A 13,576-nucleotide genomic window follows, 5' to 3' on the forward strand; every position below is an offset into this window, starting at 1 on the left:
GCAAACGGAGTCGAGCGCGCATGGATGCGAAGAAGCTGGGAGTCGTGGCGGTGCTGGCGGGTGTGGTGGTGGCCGTGGTGCCCTGGCTGCTGCCCACCGGCCCCAACGCCGGCCTGGACGCGGCCCGGTTCCTCGAATCGGGCAGCCTGGCGTGGGGCGCCGCGGTGGTGTTCGCCGGCGGGTTGCTCACCGCGCTGACACCCTGCGTCTACCCGCTCATCCCGATTACCGTCTCCGTCTTCGGTGCGCGCAAGGCGGAGGGACGGGGACGCGCGTTGCTCCTCACCTCGGCCTACATCGTGGGCATGGGGGTGGTGTTCAGCGCGTTGGGAATCCTGGCGGCGAAGACGGGGCAGGCCTTCGGCGCGCTGCTGGGGCACCCGGCGGTGGTGACGGGGCTGGCGGTGTTCCTGCTGCTGTTGGCCACGTCGATGTTCGGCGCCTTCGAGCTGGCGCTGCCGTCCACCTGGCAGTCGAAGCTGACGTCGGTGGGCGGCGCGGGTCTGGCGGGCGCGTTCCTCATGGGCAGCGTGTCGGGCTTCCTCGCGGCGCCATGCACCGGGCCGGTGCTGACGGGCCTCTTGGCCTTCGTGGCGAAGACGGCCAACACCACGCTGGGCGCGACGCTGCTGTTCATCTACGCGCTGGGCATCGGCGTGCCCTTCTTCCTCATCGGCGTCTTCACCGTGCGCCTGCCGCGCGGCGGCGTGTGGATGGAGTGGGTGAAGAGCGTGCTGGGCATCATGCTGGTGGCACTGGCCTTCAGCTACCTCAAGGACGCGATGCCCTGGGCGCGCGACGCCGTGAAGGGGCTGGGCGCGCAGGTGGGGCAGTTGCCGGGCGCGGCGCTCGCGGCGGTGCTGGTGGTGGCCGGCGTGGCGGTGGGCGCGGTGCACCGCTCGTTCAAGGAGGGCGCGCGCGACTTCTCGCTGAAGGCGCTGGGCGTGGCGCTGGTGGTGGTGGCGCTGGTGCTGCGCGGCGGCGCGCTGGACGCGGGCCCGGTGGGCGCGCTGTGGGTGCGCATGGGGCTGGCCGAGCCGCCGCGGGCGCCGTCGTGGCAGTGGAACCACGTCATGCCCGCGAAGCAGGCGACCTTCTCCCCGGACGAGTTCGAGAAGGTGCTCGCGCAGGCGAAGGCGGAGGGGCGTCCGGTGCTCATCGACTTCTTCGCGGACTGGTGCGCGGCCTGCAAGGAGCTGGACCGCGAGACGTACCCCGCGGAGGAGGTCATCTCCCAGTCGGCGGAGGGGCACTTCCTCACCGTCAAGATTGATGCGACGAACAGCGAGGACAACCTGGATGCGCTGATGGAGCGCTTCGGCGTGGAGGGCCTGCCCACCGTGGCCTTCGTGTCGCCCCAGGGCGAGGTGCTCAAGAAGCCGCGCGTCACCGGCTTCCTGGAGCCCAGCCCGTTCGCCGCGGAGATGAAGAAGGCGCGCTGCGGCGCCGGAAGCGCCTGCTAGTCCCCGTCGTCCTCGTCACAGCCGGGGAGCGCGAGCCGACCGCGGCTCATCATCACCCGGTCGATCATCACCTCGTGCAGGGCGTAGAGGGGACGCGACACCTCCTCGCCCTCCAGGTACGCCAGCGCTCCGGCGATGGCTTCCAGCGTGGACATGCCGTCCGGGTGTGGCGGCCGGCGCAGGCGGCGCGTGTCCGGCAGGGGCGGGGGCAGCTTCAGTCCCGGAAGCCGCCGCAGCGCTGGCACCCGCTGCACCATGCGGCGTGCCTGACCCCAGCTTCCGTCCAGGACGATGAGCCGCGCGGGCCGGGGCGCTTCCGTCGCGGGCGCCTGCTGCGCGTCCGGGAAGAGCAGCCACGTGTCCGGCGCCTCCAGCACGGAGGCGTCGAAGGGGAGCCCCGGCGAGCCATACGAGACGATGCGGCAGCGGGGCAGGGCGAGCGCCGCCATGCGGGCCGTGTTCGTGGACTTCAGCGTCTCCTTGTGGTGGCGGATGACGAGCAATTCCGTGCGCGTGGGGACGCTCGGAACCTCCGCGCAGAGACACAGGGACGTGGGCAGGAAGCAGCGCGGGCAGCGGCCCGCGAGGTCCTCGGGGGTTCTCGACCTCATTTCCCCTGACGGTAGCGCTCCATCAGGGTGCGCGCCTCGCGCAGCTTCTCCTCGACGAAGCGGTCGTCCGCATCCGGCTCGTAGTCCGCGTCCGGCAGGTCGAGGTGGAAGAGGGCGGACAGGCTCGTGGGGGCCACCTCCAGCCACTCCGCCGTGCGGTTGAGCGCGGCCTGCCGGCGGCCGGCGAACGTCTCCGGCCCGTCCTCGGGGCCGCAGCGGCAGATGCGGGCCGAGTCGCCCGACACGTCCACGTAGAGGCCCAGCACCTCCGCGTCCAGCTCCGCCGCCAGCGCGCAGGTGGCCTCGCTGACATAGGCGGCCATGGCCTGGGCGGCGGAGCGCTCGGTCAGCGAGCGGACGAGGAACACCTGCCACCCCGCCTCGGTGAGGGGGCCCGCCTCCTGGAGCGGGGCCAGTTCCGCGGGCGGCGCCTGGATGCGCGAGAGCAGCCGCCGCACAGGCGCCTCCAGCCGCTCGAGCCGGGCGCTCGACGCGGGGCAGAAGAAGACGACGCGGTACTCTCGGCTGTCAGCTGCGGTTTCCATAGGCATACGGCGTCGCCAGGAACAGAGAAGGTGCCCGCGAGGCGCGGGGCCCCAAGAGGACCAAAGGATTCCCCGCGCACGCAAGGGGGGATTTGGAATGAGGGTTCAGGGTGTGGCGGACGGCACCGGGACGCCCCGCGTGGGTGCCCGGCGCTCGGCGGCCACCCAGGCCCCCGTCACCAGCACCAGCACGCCCCCCACCATGCCCGCTGGCGTCAACGACTCCGCGAAGAAGACCTGGCCCACCACCGACGCGGTAAGGGGTTCCAGGTACGTGAGGGCGCCCGCCGCCGCCGTGGGCACGTGCCGCAGACCGGCGTTGAAGAGGATGTTTCCACCGAGGCCACACACCAGTCCGCCCACGAGCACTCGGAGTGTGGCTCCGTCCAGCGCCGGAGGCAGGGCCTCCGCGCCGAAGTACAGCAGCAGCGCCACCACGGAGATGGGCGCATGCAGCGCGGTGACGGCGAGCGGCGAGTACGCGCGCGCGGCCTCCTTGGAGCCCAGGACGATGATTGCGTAGAAGATGGCGCTCGCCGCGCCCAGCGCCGCCGTCAGTCCGGAGAAGGCGGTGCCGGGCTGGATGATGAGGAGGGCCAGTCCGAAGAGCGTCACGGGCACGCCGATCAGGGCCCGCGTCGAGGGGCGCTCGCGCAGCACCCACGGTGCGGATAGCGCCAGCAGCAGCGGGGCGAGGTAGTGCGTCAGCACCGCGACGGAGACGGGCCCGTTGCGCATCGCCGCGAAGAAGCAGGCGACGTTGGCCGCGTCCGCGAGTCCGATGATGGCGAGCGCCAGCGTGGCGCGCCTGTCACGCAGGGCCTCACGGCGCAGCAGGAAGGGGGCGGGGAGCGACATGGCCGCGAGCACCAGCAGCCCGTTCTGCGGCCCGGACAGCCCCGCGGGCCGGAGGAAGAGGGCCCAGCATCCCCAGAGGATGGCCCCGGCCGCGACCATGGCGAAGTACCGCACCGCGTGACTCCTGGTGACACCGGTGCACCCCAAGGCTCCGGCGGGCGTGCAGCGTACACCAGGTGTCCTGGGCCGCGCGGGGAACGGGGAGGCCTGCTTCCCTGCCTGCGCCCGCCGAACGGCTCGGAGCGCCATGGCGTGTTCCTCGCCCCGGGGTGGAAGGGCGCGCCCGCTCCGCATGACGAAGCGGGCGCACGGAATTGCAACAGCGACTACTTCACCTGCGAGACCTTGTTGCCCATGCCGGTACGGGAGATCTTCGGCTTCGACTTGCCGTGACCGCGCTTCCACGTGACGGTGTTGCTCGTGCCCGTCACGTCGATGACGCTGGTGGCCTCCACCTTCACGGTGTTGCTGGAGCCGCTCACCTCGACGCTCTTGCACTCGCCCGTCAACGTCACGTTGTTGGACGCGCCGGTGATGTCCACCTTGGTGCCCGGCGTGCACTCATGCGTCGCCGTCTCGCCCATGCCGGTGACTTCGATGAGGTTCTCGTCCTCCGCGGCGGCCGTCATCGGCCCGAAGGCACACGCCACCATCATGAACACTGCCGTGCCCAGCTTCCTGTTCATTCGTCGATTCCCCTGATGAGAGGTGCGGGCCCATCCGGGCTTCGCACCCTCCCATCTACGTGACGGCCGGCGCGATATTCAACCTCTGGGCGAGGGCCTGCGCCTTCAGCCCCTCCATGTCGGGGACGAAGGTGCGCTCGGGTACGAGGCGCGCCCTGCGGATGCGGTCCATCCGGAACATTCTCGCGGCGGACTTCTCCACGTCCCGCGCGAGCACGTACCAGGCCGGTGCCTCCACCAGCAGTCCATGCGGCTCCACCAGGCGGCGGCTCGCATGGCCATGACGATCCCGGTACTCGAAGGACAGGCACACCTTCTGGGCGAAGGCGCGCTCGAAGACGGAGAGCAGCTCCTCGGGCGGCGTGCCCAGCTCCGCCAGGACGCGGGGGCTGGCGGCCCGTCCCACCACCACGCGGCGGCAGAGCTCTCGCATGCTCCGGGCCCGCTCGCGCGGAACGCTGGCGAAGAGCTTCTCCAGCCCCGAGCGCGCGGCGCGCCCCCACGGCAGCGACGTGGCCGTGGCCGACAGGTTCGCGGCCAGCCACAGCGCCACCACCTCCTCCAGGGACAGGTGGACCGCCGTCAGCCCGCGGTCCCGCTCCAGGCGCACGCCTCCGCCCGGTCCCGAGTCGCTGCTGATGGGCACCCCCTGCTCCCTCAGCGTCGCCAGGTCCCGGTGCACCGTGCGCACGCTCACCTCCAGCGCCGCGGCAACCTCCGCGACGGTGGTCGCCTCGTGGGCCCGAAGAAAGTCGTGCAGCCGCATCACCCGGTCGACTCGCGCCATGGCCGCCAGTCTCCGACAGGCATGGCACGGGCTCCAGGGCGCTGAGCGCTCAGCCGCGCCGCGACTCCACGACGGCGCGGAGGTGCTCCTCCTGCTGCTTCAGCTCGGGCGTCAGCGCGTCGCCCATGTCCGTCATCTCGACCACCTGGCGGATTTCGATTTCCGACTCGCCCAGCATCGGGTTGGGGCAGCGCTTCACCCATTCAATCGCCTCCTCCCGCGACTTCACCTCCCACAGCCAGAAGCCGGCGACGAGCTCCTTCGTCTCCGTGAAGGGCCCGTCGATGACGGTGCGCTTCGTCCCGGAGAAGCGCACCCGCGCGGCCTTCGAGCTGGGGTGCAGACCCTCGGCCGCGAGCAACACGCCCGCCTTCGCCAGCTCCTCGTTGAACTTCATCATCTCCGTGATGAGCCTCTCGTCCGGCGGTTGCCCCGCCTCGCTGTCCTTGTTGGCCTTGACGAGAATCATGAAACGCATGTCGTTCTCCTTCGTGTGAAGGGCCGGTGCAGTCCGGCCTCACCGACACGTCGAACGACGGGCCCGGGAATCGACACGCCGTGCGCCTGGAATTCGGAGTTCCCTCAACCGCTGGAAATCGCAGGGCTTTGCCCGCCCGCCGCACCATTGCTGCCAGTTCCTGACAGGGATGGGCCGTACTTCACGAGCCATGGTGCGCGGCGGAGCGCATCTTCACGAACGAAGGGAGCACGCCATGGTGAAGGGACCCGCGGGAGCGCTGTACGTGGACGATGGAGGCCAGGGTGGGCTGCCCGTGGTGTTCGTCCACTCGAGTTGTGGGAGCACCACGCATTGGGAGGCCCAGCTCGCCCACCTGCGCAGGCACCGGCGGGCCGTGGCATTCGATTTGAGGGGCCACGGGCGTTCAGTGCCTCCGAAGCAGGAGGACATCTCCATCGAGGACTTCGCCAGCGACATCGCGGCGGTGGTGGACGGGCTCGGGCTCCAGCGCTTCGTGCTGGTGGGGCACAGCATGGGCGGGGCCCTCTGCACGGCCTACGCGGGGCTGCACCCCGAGCGCGTCGCGGGACTGTTCCTCCTGGACCCGGCGTCGGATGGACGCGCGATTCCCGCCGAGCAGGCCGTGGGGGTGATGCAGGCGCTGGCGACGGACGCCTGGCGCGAGGTCATCGCGGAGTTCTGGGCACCGATGCTCGCGGCGTCGCGGCCGGAGGTGCGCGAGCGCGTGCTCTCGCAGATGCGGGCCACGTCGCAAGCGGGCGCGCGCGCGGGGCTGGGCGCGCTGCTGACGTTCGACCCGGTGACGGCGCTCCGGCGCTACCCGGGTCCGAGGCTGACGGTCATCACCGCGTTCAACGAGGAGCCGGGCTCGTACCAGCGCCTCGACCCGACGCTGCCGTCCCGGAAGGTGGAGGGCACCGGGCACTGGGTGCAGCTCGACGCGCCGGACACGGTGAACGACTTGCTGGACGGCTTCCTGGCCACCATCCGCTGAGCACCGGAGCGCCGGCTCTGTCACAGTGCGGGCATGGGGCCCTTGTTCGCCTACAGCCTCGTGCCCGTCCTGTCCGTGGCGCTCCTGCTGTGCTTCACCGCCGCGCTCCGGGGCCGCAATGCCCGGGGCCTGGCGCTCTACTGTCTGGCCACGGCGCTGTGGAGTGGCGCGCTGTTGCTGCTCTGCATTCCCGGCACGGCCTGGGTGGGCCAGCGCTTCGTCACCGTCGGCGCCTTCATCTCCGCCACGTACCTCCACGCCGCCTATGACGTCACCCGCCAGCGCTCCTACCGGCTGGTGGCGCTGGCCTACGCGGTGGCGGTGGTGGTGACGGGCATCGGCGTCTTCATCCCCAACATCCTCTATGGCCCGGTGGCGCTCAGGCGCGGGCCCCTCTTCTGGCCGTCCATGGTGCTGGCCGTGTCCGCGGCGGTGGTGCCCCTGGTGCACCTGGCGCGCTCGTACCGCCATGAAGCCCCCGAGCGCCGGCCGGTGCTGCGCAGCCTGGGCATCGCTGGTGCGCTGGCGTACTCGGGCAGCATCGGCAACGCCCTCTTGCTGTCGAGCGGCTACGCGGTGCCCCTGGGCATGTACCTGGTGCTGGCCGCGCTGCTGGTGCTCGTCCACGTCATCAACGCGCACCAGGCTCCGGGGGACCGGCGGCTCCTGGAGCGCAGCCTCGTCTACTCCGCGATGGCGGCGGTGCTGTCCGCGGGCTTCCTCTTCGGCGTGCTGACGTTGATGGCGGGCAGCGGCCAGCCCTTCCTCGCCGAGTACCGCGTGGGCGCCTTCTTCCTGTTGGCCCTGGCCGCGCTCGCCTTCGAGCCCGTGCGCCAGGGGCTCCAGGAGTGGCTGGGGCGCCGGCTGCTGAAGGGCCGCGCCACGGGCAGCGAGCTGGCCGCCGCGCTCGCCGCGCAGGAGGCCCGCGCGGACCAGGCGGCGCGACTGGCGGAGCTGGGGCAGTTCACCTCCGCCGTGGCCCACGAGGTGCGCAACCCGCTGGGCGTGCTCTCCGCGCACCTCAAGCTGCTGGAGCGCCGGGGCGGCGACGCGGAGTCGGTGGCCGCCATGCGCGAGCAGATCGAGCGTGCCAGCCACTTCGTCGACGAGCTGCTCCGCTATGGCCGCCCGCGCCCGCTGGACTTGCGCCGCGTGGACGTGCCCGCCACGCTCGCGCTGGCAGGCTCCACCGCACGTCAGGGATTGGGCGCCCTCGCTCCGGAGGTGGAGATTGAATTCTCCGGAAGTGAGTCATTGGAAGTCGAGGCGGATCAGGCGCAGCTTTCGCAGGTGTTTGTGATTCTCCTGGAGAATGCCCTGCTTGCGCTGCGCGAGGTGCCGTCGCCGCGGCTGCGCGTGCGCTGCGAGCGCGGTGAGCACGGGCTCCGGGTCCACGTGGAGGACAGCGGGCCCGGCATCCCCTCGGAGCTGCTGCCGCGGCTCTTCCAGCCCTTCGTGACGGGGCGCAAGCGAGAGGGGCCCCGGCCGGGCACGGGCCTGGGCCTGGCGATTGCTCGCGGCATCGTCGAACGTCATGCAGGCAACATTCGGGCGAGGCGCTCGGAAGTGCTCGGGGGCGCGAGCTTCGAGGTGGAATTGCCTTACGCCCAGCCGGTTTCCATCGCCGCGGCCACTTCGTAGCGCGCCGCGAAGCTGCAAGGAATTGGTACCCCATGTGAGCCCGGTCACAGCGCCGTCACGCGTTTCTGTCTACGACACGGGTACGGGGGGTTGGATGAATTCTGGATAAGAAAACCAGCCCTCTGCGTCTGTTGATGGAAACGGAGGGGGCCGTGAGAGCGAATACGAGACTGTGGGTGGTGAAGTCACCATCCGGGGGTGAGTTCGAGGCTTTCGCGTGGCGCGTGCAACCCACCTTGTTCGCCATCCTGGGTAGGTATTGCGGAGGGATTGAGCACGAGCTCGAGGACCTGGTTCATGACGTCCTGCTGCGGGCGCTGCTGCGGTGGGACCAACTGAGGCATCTGGACGAGGACGCGCAGCGGGCGTGGACGGGGCGGGTGGCCCACAACTGCTTCCTGGACCGGTGCCGCCGGAAGGGGAGCGAGTCCAGCCGGATGGAGGCACTGCTGCGCGTGCACGTGCAGTCGGAGCAGCTCGACGACGCGTGGGAGCCGGAGTTGTGGGAGTTCGTCGGCCCGGAGGACCTGCTCCAGGCCGTCGAGCGGCTCAGCAGCCCGAAGCTGCGGCGCACCTTCGAGCTGTTCCTCCAGGGAAACTCGTACGCCGAGATTGGAAGGGACACGGGAGAGAAGCCCGGCACGGTGGGGGCGCGGCTGACGCGGGCGCGCCGGGAACTGCGGGAGCTGTTGCGTGAGACCGCGGAGCGGCGGCGGCGGGAGCGGCGGCGATGAACTCCGTCGGATGCGAAGTGCTGCCTCGCTTCCTGGATGGCGAGCTGCCACCCGAGGAGCAGGGGCGCTTCCGCGAGCACCTGGCCGGCTGCGAGGCGTGCTCCGAGGAGTTCCGGGACTCGCTGCAGCTGGAGCTGCTGGGGCAGTTCACGCTGGAAGAGGGCCCCGTGCGCTCCCCTCCGAAAGTCCCCCAGGCGCGCGCCGGGAGCGAGCGGTGGTGGAGCCGCCGGCGGGTGTGGCTGCCCGCGGGCGGCATGCTGGCGGCGCTCGGGGCGTTGCTGCTCCTGACGCTCTCGCGCCAGGAGGACGCGGAGGACGCGGCGTGGCTCGTGCCCGCGAATGGCCGGCACCTGGAGGCCCGGCTGACGTACGCGGCGGTGGACGGGCACTACCAGCGCTACGTGCCGGAGCGCAGCGGGCCCGAGGACGACGGCCCGGTGACGGCGCTGCCGCTGCACGCGCTGTCCCGCCTGGAGGCCCGGAAGGACTTCCATGGCATCGCCACGGCGTACCTGCTGCACGGCGCGCCGCTGCAGGCCCGGGCCTTCCTGGAGCGGATGCCGCGCTCGGCGGACCGGACGTGTGACCTGGCGGTGATTGCCCTGCAGCGCGCGAGAGGCACGCAGGCCTCGGGGGTGGAGGGCGCCTGGCAGAGGCAGGCCCACCTGGAGGATGCGCTGCAGTTGCTGGAAGGGGTGCTGCGTGATGAGCCGTCGCACCCGCAGGCGCTGTGGAACCGGGCGCTGGTGCTGCGAGAGCTGGGGCTGACGCTGCTGGCGGCGGAGTCGTTCGAGGCGGTGGCGAAGCTGGGCGAGTCCGGCTGGAGCGAGGAGGCGTGGGGACTGGCGCGCGGACTGCGTGACGGCACCGCGGCGCGAGGGCGCGAGTGGACGGATGCCTCGGCGGCGACGCGGGAGCTGCTGACGGACCCGGGCGCGCGGCTGCCGCTGGACGTGGCCCGCACGCATCCCGGCCTCGTCCGGCGGGCCTTCTACGACGTGGTGCGCGCGGCCTCCTCGCGCGAGGCCGTGCGGCGGCTGATGCCGCTGGCGGAGGCGCTCGACGCGGGCCCCGGAGGCGACGTCCATGTCCTCGCAGGCTACGTGCGGCGCGTGGCGGAGCGCGACTTCACCCTCCGGGGGCCCGCGGCACGGCGCTATGCGCGGCTCCTCCAGGAAGAGCCGCCAGCGAGCGCGGAGGCAGGCGCGGAGGTAGGCTCGGAGATGCTAGAGGCGCTGCGGCGCTCGGGCGAGGAAGACCTCCTCCTGGGCGCGCTCGTGCGCGCGAGCACGGCGGGAGTGGCGGTGGACGTGGAGCTGCTGGCGCGGCTCGCCAGGGCGCAGGGAGATTCGTGGCTGGTCCTCCAGGCCGAGCAGGCCTGGGCCCGGAGCGAGGCGCGAGCGGGGGCCTGGTGGAAGGCCGAGCAGCGACTGAAGGCGGCGCTGGAGGCCTGCCAGGGCGCGGCGCTCGTGGACCGCTGCCTCGGCCTGGAGCAGGAGCTGACGCGCCTGTACCTCGACCTGCACCGTCCGGCGGAGGCCCTCCCGTACGCGTGGAGCGGCTGGGAGCGGGCGAAGTTGACGCGGGACTGGCGCGTCGAGCAGGAGTTCCTCCTGGAGCTGGCGGACGTCCTGCGCTTCCAGCACGCCTTCGCGAGTGCCCGTGCGTACCTGGAGGAGGCCCTGGCGCGGATGCCGGAGGACTGTGAGCCGCGCTCGCGCGTCCACCGCACCCTGGCCGCCGTGGAGTGGGAGCGCTTCCACCCGGACGACGCCCGCCGCGCGCTGGACCGGGCCCTGGCCTGCGAGCGGCCGCTGGAGTTGACGGGCGCGCTCGTGCTGTCGGACCTGGCGCGTGTGCGGCCCGAGCCCGGGGACGTGGACCACCTGCGCCGCGCCCTCTCCGCGCTGCGCCGCGACGCCGGCCCGCCCGGCCGCGAGGCCCTGCTGCTCTCCCTCGAGGGTCAGTTCGAGCTGGCGCGCTCCCGCGGAGCGGGGCAGTTGCTGCTGTGGCGCGCCGTGGAGCTGGCGGAGCAGGGGCCCGACGCCGTGGACGCGCGCCTGGCCCGGGTCCGCGCCTACGGCGCCCTCATCTCCGAGGCGGCGAGGACGGACGGCTGGAGCGAAGTCCTGGCGCTGCAGGGCCGTCAGCTCCGGATGGCGGCGGTGCCGGAGCGCTGCGTGCTGTCGGTGTCCGTCCACCACGAGCGCACGGTGGTGGTGGCCCGGGGCCCCTCCGGCAGGCTTCAGGGGTACTTCGACGCGTCGCGCACCGGGCCCCCGCGCGAGGCCGAAGCGCTGGTGCCGGAGCCGCTGGTGGAGGCGCTGCGCGGCTGTGAGCACGTGGACGTGCTGGCCCTGCCGCCCGTGCACGGCTTCACCGGGCTGCTGCCCCCGGACCTGGCCTGGAGCTACCGCGTGGGTCGGAGCACTCCCGCGTGGCCGCCTCCAGCGCGGGACGCCGCGCGGCACCTCGTGGTGACGGAGGTGGCGGACCCGCCGTCGCTGAAGCTGCCGCGGCTGCCCCGGCTCCAGTCGCCCCGGGTGCCGGACCCCTTGCGCATGGAGCTGCGGGGAAGCCAGGCCACGCCGTCGCGCGTGCTGGAGGCCATGGAGGACGCCAGCGAGGTGGAGCTGCACGCGCACGGGATGTTCAGCTCCGCGGTGTCGGATGCGTCGCTGGTGGTGCTGGCCCCGGATGGGGACGGCCGCTATGCGCTCACCGCGGACCGGGTGCGCCGGGCCCGGCTGACCCGCGCGCCGGTGGTGCTGCTGGCCACCTGCAACGCGGCGCGGACGGCGCCCTACCTGAGCGAGCCTTCCAGTCTGCCGGTGGCCTTCATCGAGGCGGGCGCGAGCGTGGTGCTGGCCTCCACGACGGACATCCCCGACACAGCGGGCGCGTTCTTCGAGGAGGTGCGGGAGCTCATCCGCGGCAACGCCCGGCCCTCCACGGCGCTTCGTGACGCCCGCGCGCGGTGGCTGAAGGAGCACCCCGGCGACGCGTGGTGGCTCACCCACGTCCTCCTCTTCGAGTGAGCCTGCCCGGCCCCGCTGGAAGTCGGGGAGCGCTGTCGCTCAGGTGGCGCAAACCCGCGTGACTGCGTCGGTTTCCTGACGGCCACCCAAGGATTCACCCCGAGCGCGTTCCGAGAAGGCGTGCAAGGAGTGTGGAGGTCGATGACGGTTCAACGCAATGCCACGGGCAGCCCTCACCCCGTGGCCCGGGGTTTCGACGTACGACAGGGCGGCTTCGAGGCGCTCGCGCGGATGAGCAGCCAGGCAGGCGTCGACCCGGAGGAGCGGGGCCCATCGCCATTCGCACCCGGACCGCCGCGGACCGGCGGTGACGGCCGAGGGGAGGCGTCATGAGCTCCCAGTGCGACAAGCTGTACCTCTTCCTCGACGGTGAGCTGGGCCCGGTGGACGAGGAGCACTTCCGCCACCACCTGGCCCGCTGCGAGGCGTGCGCGACGGGGCTGCACGAGGCGATGCAGTTGGAGATGCTCAGCCTGTATGCGCTGGGGGAAGGGGAGCTCACGGCGAAGCCCGCGGCCGTGCCGCCGGTGAAGCCGGAGCGGGCGCCGCGCGGGCGCTTCCTCCGCGTGCTACCGGGAGGCCTCCACGTCGCGGGCGCGGCGCTGGCGCTGGTGCTGGCCGCGGGGCTGGCCGCGCTCGTCGTCTACGCCCCGTCCCCGGGCGCGGTGCCCCGGGAGGTGTGGCTTGCCCAGGCGCCCACGCGGATGCTGGAGGCCCGCGTGGCGTATGCCCGAGCGGACGGGCACCGCCCCTTCGCGCCCATGCGCAGCACCGGCGACACGTCCTCCGACATGCCTCGGCCGCCTCCGCTGCGCGAGCTGGCGGACCTGGAAGACGCGGGCGACCTGCACGGCATCGCCGCCGCGTACCTCGTCCGCAAGGACTGGCGGCAGGCGTCGGACTTCCTCCGTCGCTCGCCGCCGTCGCCGGACCGGGACAGCGACCTCGCCGTCATCATGCTGGAGGAGGGTCACCTCGAGGAGGCACTCGAGCTGCTGGAGGACGTGCTGCGCCGGGTGCCCACCCACCCGCAGGCGCTGTGGAACCGGGCGTTGGCGCTGCGGGATTCAGGCCACACGCTGCCGGCCGCCGAGGCCTTCGAGGCGGTGGCGAAGCTGGGCGAGCCCGGCTGGAGCGAGGAGGCGCTGATCCGCGCCCGGGCGCTCCGCCATGAAACACAGGCACGCGGGCGGGCCTGGAAGGCGGGCCTCGCGGTGGTGGACTGAGCCACGATTCCTGGACTCACTGGATTTTGAGCCGAATTTCCTGATTTTCGGAGCACTGCCCCATGGGGCGGTGCTCCGAAACTTTTTTGAGCAGGACGCACAAGAAAAAGGGCTGTGTACGTATTTGAAATGAAGGCAGACGCGGGGCGGAAGCGCCGCGAAGCCGACATCGCAAGGGGGGAGTGATGTTTCGTTGTGACGCGCGCGGCCATGGGGAGGCCAACGGAATGTGGGCGCCCGAGGAGGGACGTGGGGCGGTCGGGGGGCCGTGGGGGGCGAGGTCGGGAGCGGGCGTGGAGGAGTTGGCGCCAGTAGACCGGGGGGACGCGCGGTTTTCAGTGGGGGCCAGCGGGGACGATGAGGACGTGGGGGCGCTGGAAGTCGAGCTGTTCTACGAGGATGACCTGGAGTTCCAGATCGCCAGCTTCTGAAGCCTGGCGCGAGGGGGTCCGCTCCCGGAGTCTCCAAGGGCTCCGGGGGCGGGGCCCTTCGGTTTCTGGGAGTAGTAGGGT

13 protein-coding genes are annotated in these 13,576 nt (G+C 72.0%); 7 read left to right on the forward strand and 6 right to left on the reverse strand.

Going from position 1 to position 13,576, the window contains the following annotated elements:
- Positions 1–20 precede the first annotated feature (20 nt).
- Entirely contained in the window at positions 21–1,463 is a 1,443-nt protein-coding gene (locus OV427_RS37620) for a protein-disulfide reductase DsbD family protein (protein WP_267861051.1), read from the forward strand.
- On the opposite strand, the gene OV427_RS37625 is transcribed toward OV427_RS37620, so the two are convergent.
- The 6 genes from OV427_RS37625 to OV427_RS37650 form a co-directional block, all read right to left on the reverse strand.
- Positions 1,460–2,074: a tRNA-uridine aminocarboxypropyltransferase gene (locus OV427_RS37625; RefSeq protein ID WP_267861052.1), complete on the reverse strand. Its 615-nt coding sequence runs from the start codon at positions 2,072–2,074 to the stop codon at positions 1,460–1,462. The genes OV427_RS37620 and OV427_RS37625 overlap by 4 nt on opposite strands.
- On the reverse strand, positions 2,071–2,619 hold the full coding sequence (locus OV427_RS37630; RefSeq protein WP_163998408.1) for a hypothetical protein: 549 nt from the start codon (positions 2,617–2,619) through the stop codon (positions 2,071–2,073). Before OV427_RS37630 ends, OV427_RS37625 begins: the two co-directional genes overlap by 4 nt.
- A 105-nt stretch (positions 2,620–2,724) precedes the next feature.
- Positions 2,725–3,591: a DMT family transporter gene (locus OV427_RS37635; protein ID WP_267861053.1), complete on the reverse strand. Its 867-nt coding sequence runs from the start codon at positions 3,589–3,591 to the stop codon at positions 2,725–2,727.
- A 212-nt stretch (positions 3,592–3,803) separates the two neighbouring features.
- A complete protein-coding gene (locus OV427_RS37640) occupies positions 3,804–4,163 on the reverse strand; it encodes a DUF3060 domain-containing protein (protein ID WP_267861054.1) in 360 nt (119 codons plus the stop codon).
- Between the two features lie 55 nt (positions 4,164–4,218).
- Entirely contained in the window at positions 4,219–4,950 is a 732-nt protein-coding gene (locus OV427_RS37645; RefSeq protein ID WP_267861055.1) for a helix-turn-helix transcriptional regulator, read from the reverse strand.
- Between the two features lie 49 nt (positions 4,951–4,999).
- Positions 5,000–5,428, reverse strand: coding sequence for a YciI family protein (locus OV427_RS37650; protein ID WP_267861056.1), 429 nt, complete (start codon positions 5,426–5,428; stop codon positions 5,000–5,002).
- Positions 5,429–5,663: 235 nt separating this feature from the next.
- Between OV427_RS37650 and OV427_RS37655 the strand changes: the two genes are divergently transcribed.
- The 6 genes from OV427_RS37655 (at position 5,664) to OV427_RS37680 (ending at position 13,495) form a co-directional block, all read left to right on the forward strand.
- On the forward strand, positions 5,664–6,425 hold the full coding sequence (locus tag OV427_RS37655; protein ID WP_267861057.1) for an alpha/beta fold hydrolase: 762 nt from the start codon (positions 5,664–5,666) through the stop codon (positions 6,423–6,425).
- A 33-nt stretch (positions 6,426–6,458) separates the two neighbouring features.
- Positions 6,459–8,066 carry a sensor histidine kinase gene (locus OV427_RS37660; RefSeq protein WP_267861058.1) on the forward strand — a complete coding sequence of 536 codons (1,608 nt, stop codon included), beginning with the start codon at positions 6,459–6,461 and terminating at the stop codon, positions 8,064–8,066.
- Between the two features lie 134 nt (positions 8,067–8,200).
- Positions 8,201–8,800, forward strand: a complete 600-nt coding sequence (locus OV427_RS37665) for an RNA polymerase sigma factor (protein ID WP_267861059.1) — start codon at positions 8,201–8,203, stop codon at positions 8,798–8,800.
- Positions 8,797–11,838, forward strand: a complete 3,042-nt coding sequence (locus OV427_RS37670; protein ID WP_267861060.1) for a zf-HC2 domain-containing protein — start codon at positions 8,797–8,799, stop codon at positions 11,836–11,838. Before OV427_RS37665 ends, OV427_RS37670 begins: the two co-directional genes overlap by 4 nt.
- Positions 11,839–12,167: 329 nt before the next feature.
- Positions 12,168–13,064, forward strand: coding sequence for a zf-HC2 domain-containing protein (locus OV427_RS37675; RefSeq protein ID WP_267861061.1), 897 nt, complete (start codon positions 12,168–12,170; stop codon positions 13,062–13,064).
- A gap of 293 nt (positions 13,065–13,357) precedes the next feature.
- Entirely contained in the window at positions 13,358–13,495 is a 138-nt protein-coding gene (locus tag OV427_RS37680; protein WP_267861062.1) for a hypothetical protein, read from the forward strand.
- The last annotated feature ends 81 nt before the right edge of the window (positions 13,496–13,576 follow it).

This window comes from Pyxidicoccus sp. MSG2, assembly GCF_026626705.1.
Taxonomy (GTDB): Bacteria; Myxococcota; Myxococcia; order Myxococcales; family Myxococcaceae; genus Myxococcus.

Bases quoted from the DNA above. Each gene is read 5' to 3' on its own strand.
- OV427_RS37620 (WP_267861051.1), top strand. From the start codon at position 21: ATGGATGCGAAGAAGCTGGGAGTCGTGGCGGTGCTGGCGGGTGTGGTG.
- OV427_RS37625 (WP_267861052.1), bottom strand. From the start codon at position 2,074: ATGAGGTCGAGAACCCCCGAGGACCTCGCGGGCCGCTGCCCGCGCTGC.
- OV427_RS37630 (WP_163998408.1), bottom strand. From the start codon at position 2,619: ATGGAAACCGCAGCTGACAGCCGAGAGTACCGCGTCGTCTTCTTCTGC.
- OV427_RS37640 (WP_267861054.1), bottom strand. From the start codon at position 4,163: ATGAACAGGAAGCTGGGCACGGCAGTGTTCATGATGGTGGCGTGTGCC.
- OV427_RS37645 (WP_267861055.1), bottom strand. From the start codon at position 4,950: ATGGCGCGAGTCGACCGGGTGATGCGGCTGCACGACTTTCTTCGGGCC.
- OV427_RS37650 (WP_267861056.1), bottom strand. From the start codon at position 5,428: ATGCGTTTCATGATTCTCGTCAAGGCCAACAAGGACAGCGAGGCGGGG.
- OV427_RS37655 (WP_267861057.1), top strand. From the start codon at position 5,664: ATGGTGAAGGGACCCGCGGGAGCGCTGTACGTGGACGATGGAGGCCAG.
- OV427_RS37660 (WP_267861058.1), top strand. From the start codon at position 6,459: ATGGGGCCCTTGTTCGCCTACAGCCTCGTGCCCGTCCTGTCCGTGGCG.
- OV427_RS37665 (WP_267861059.1), top strand. From the start codon at position 8,201: ATGGAAACGGAGGGGGCCGTGAGAGCGAATACGAGACTGTGGGTGGTG.
- OV427_RS37670 (WP_267861060.1), top strand. From the start codon at position 8,797: ATGAACTCCGTCGGATGCGAAGTGCTGCCTCGCTTCCTGGATGGCGAG.
- OV427_RS37675 (WP_267861061.1), top strand. From the start codon at position 12,168: ATGAGCTCCCAGTGCGACAAGCTGTACCTCTTCCTCGACGGTGAGCTG.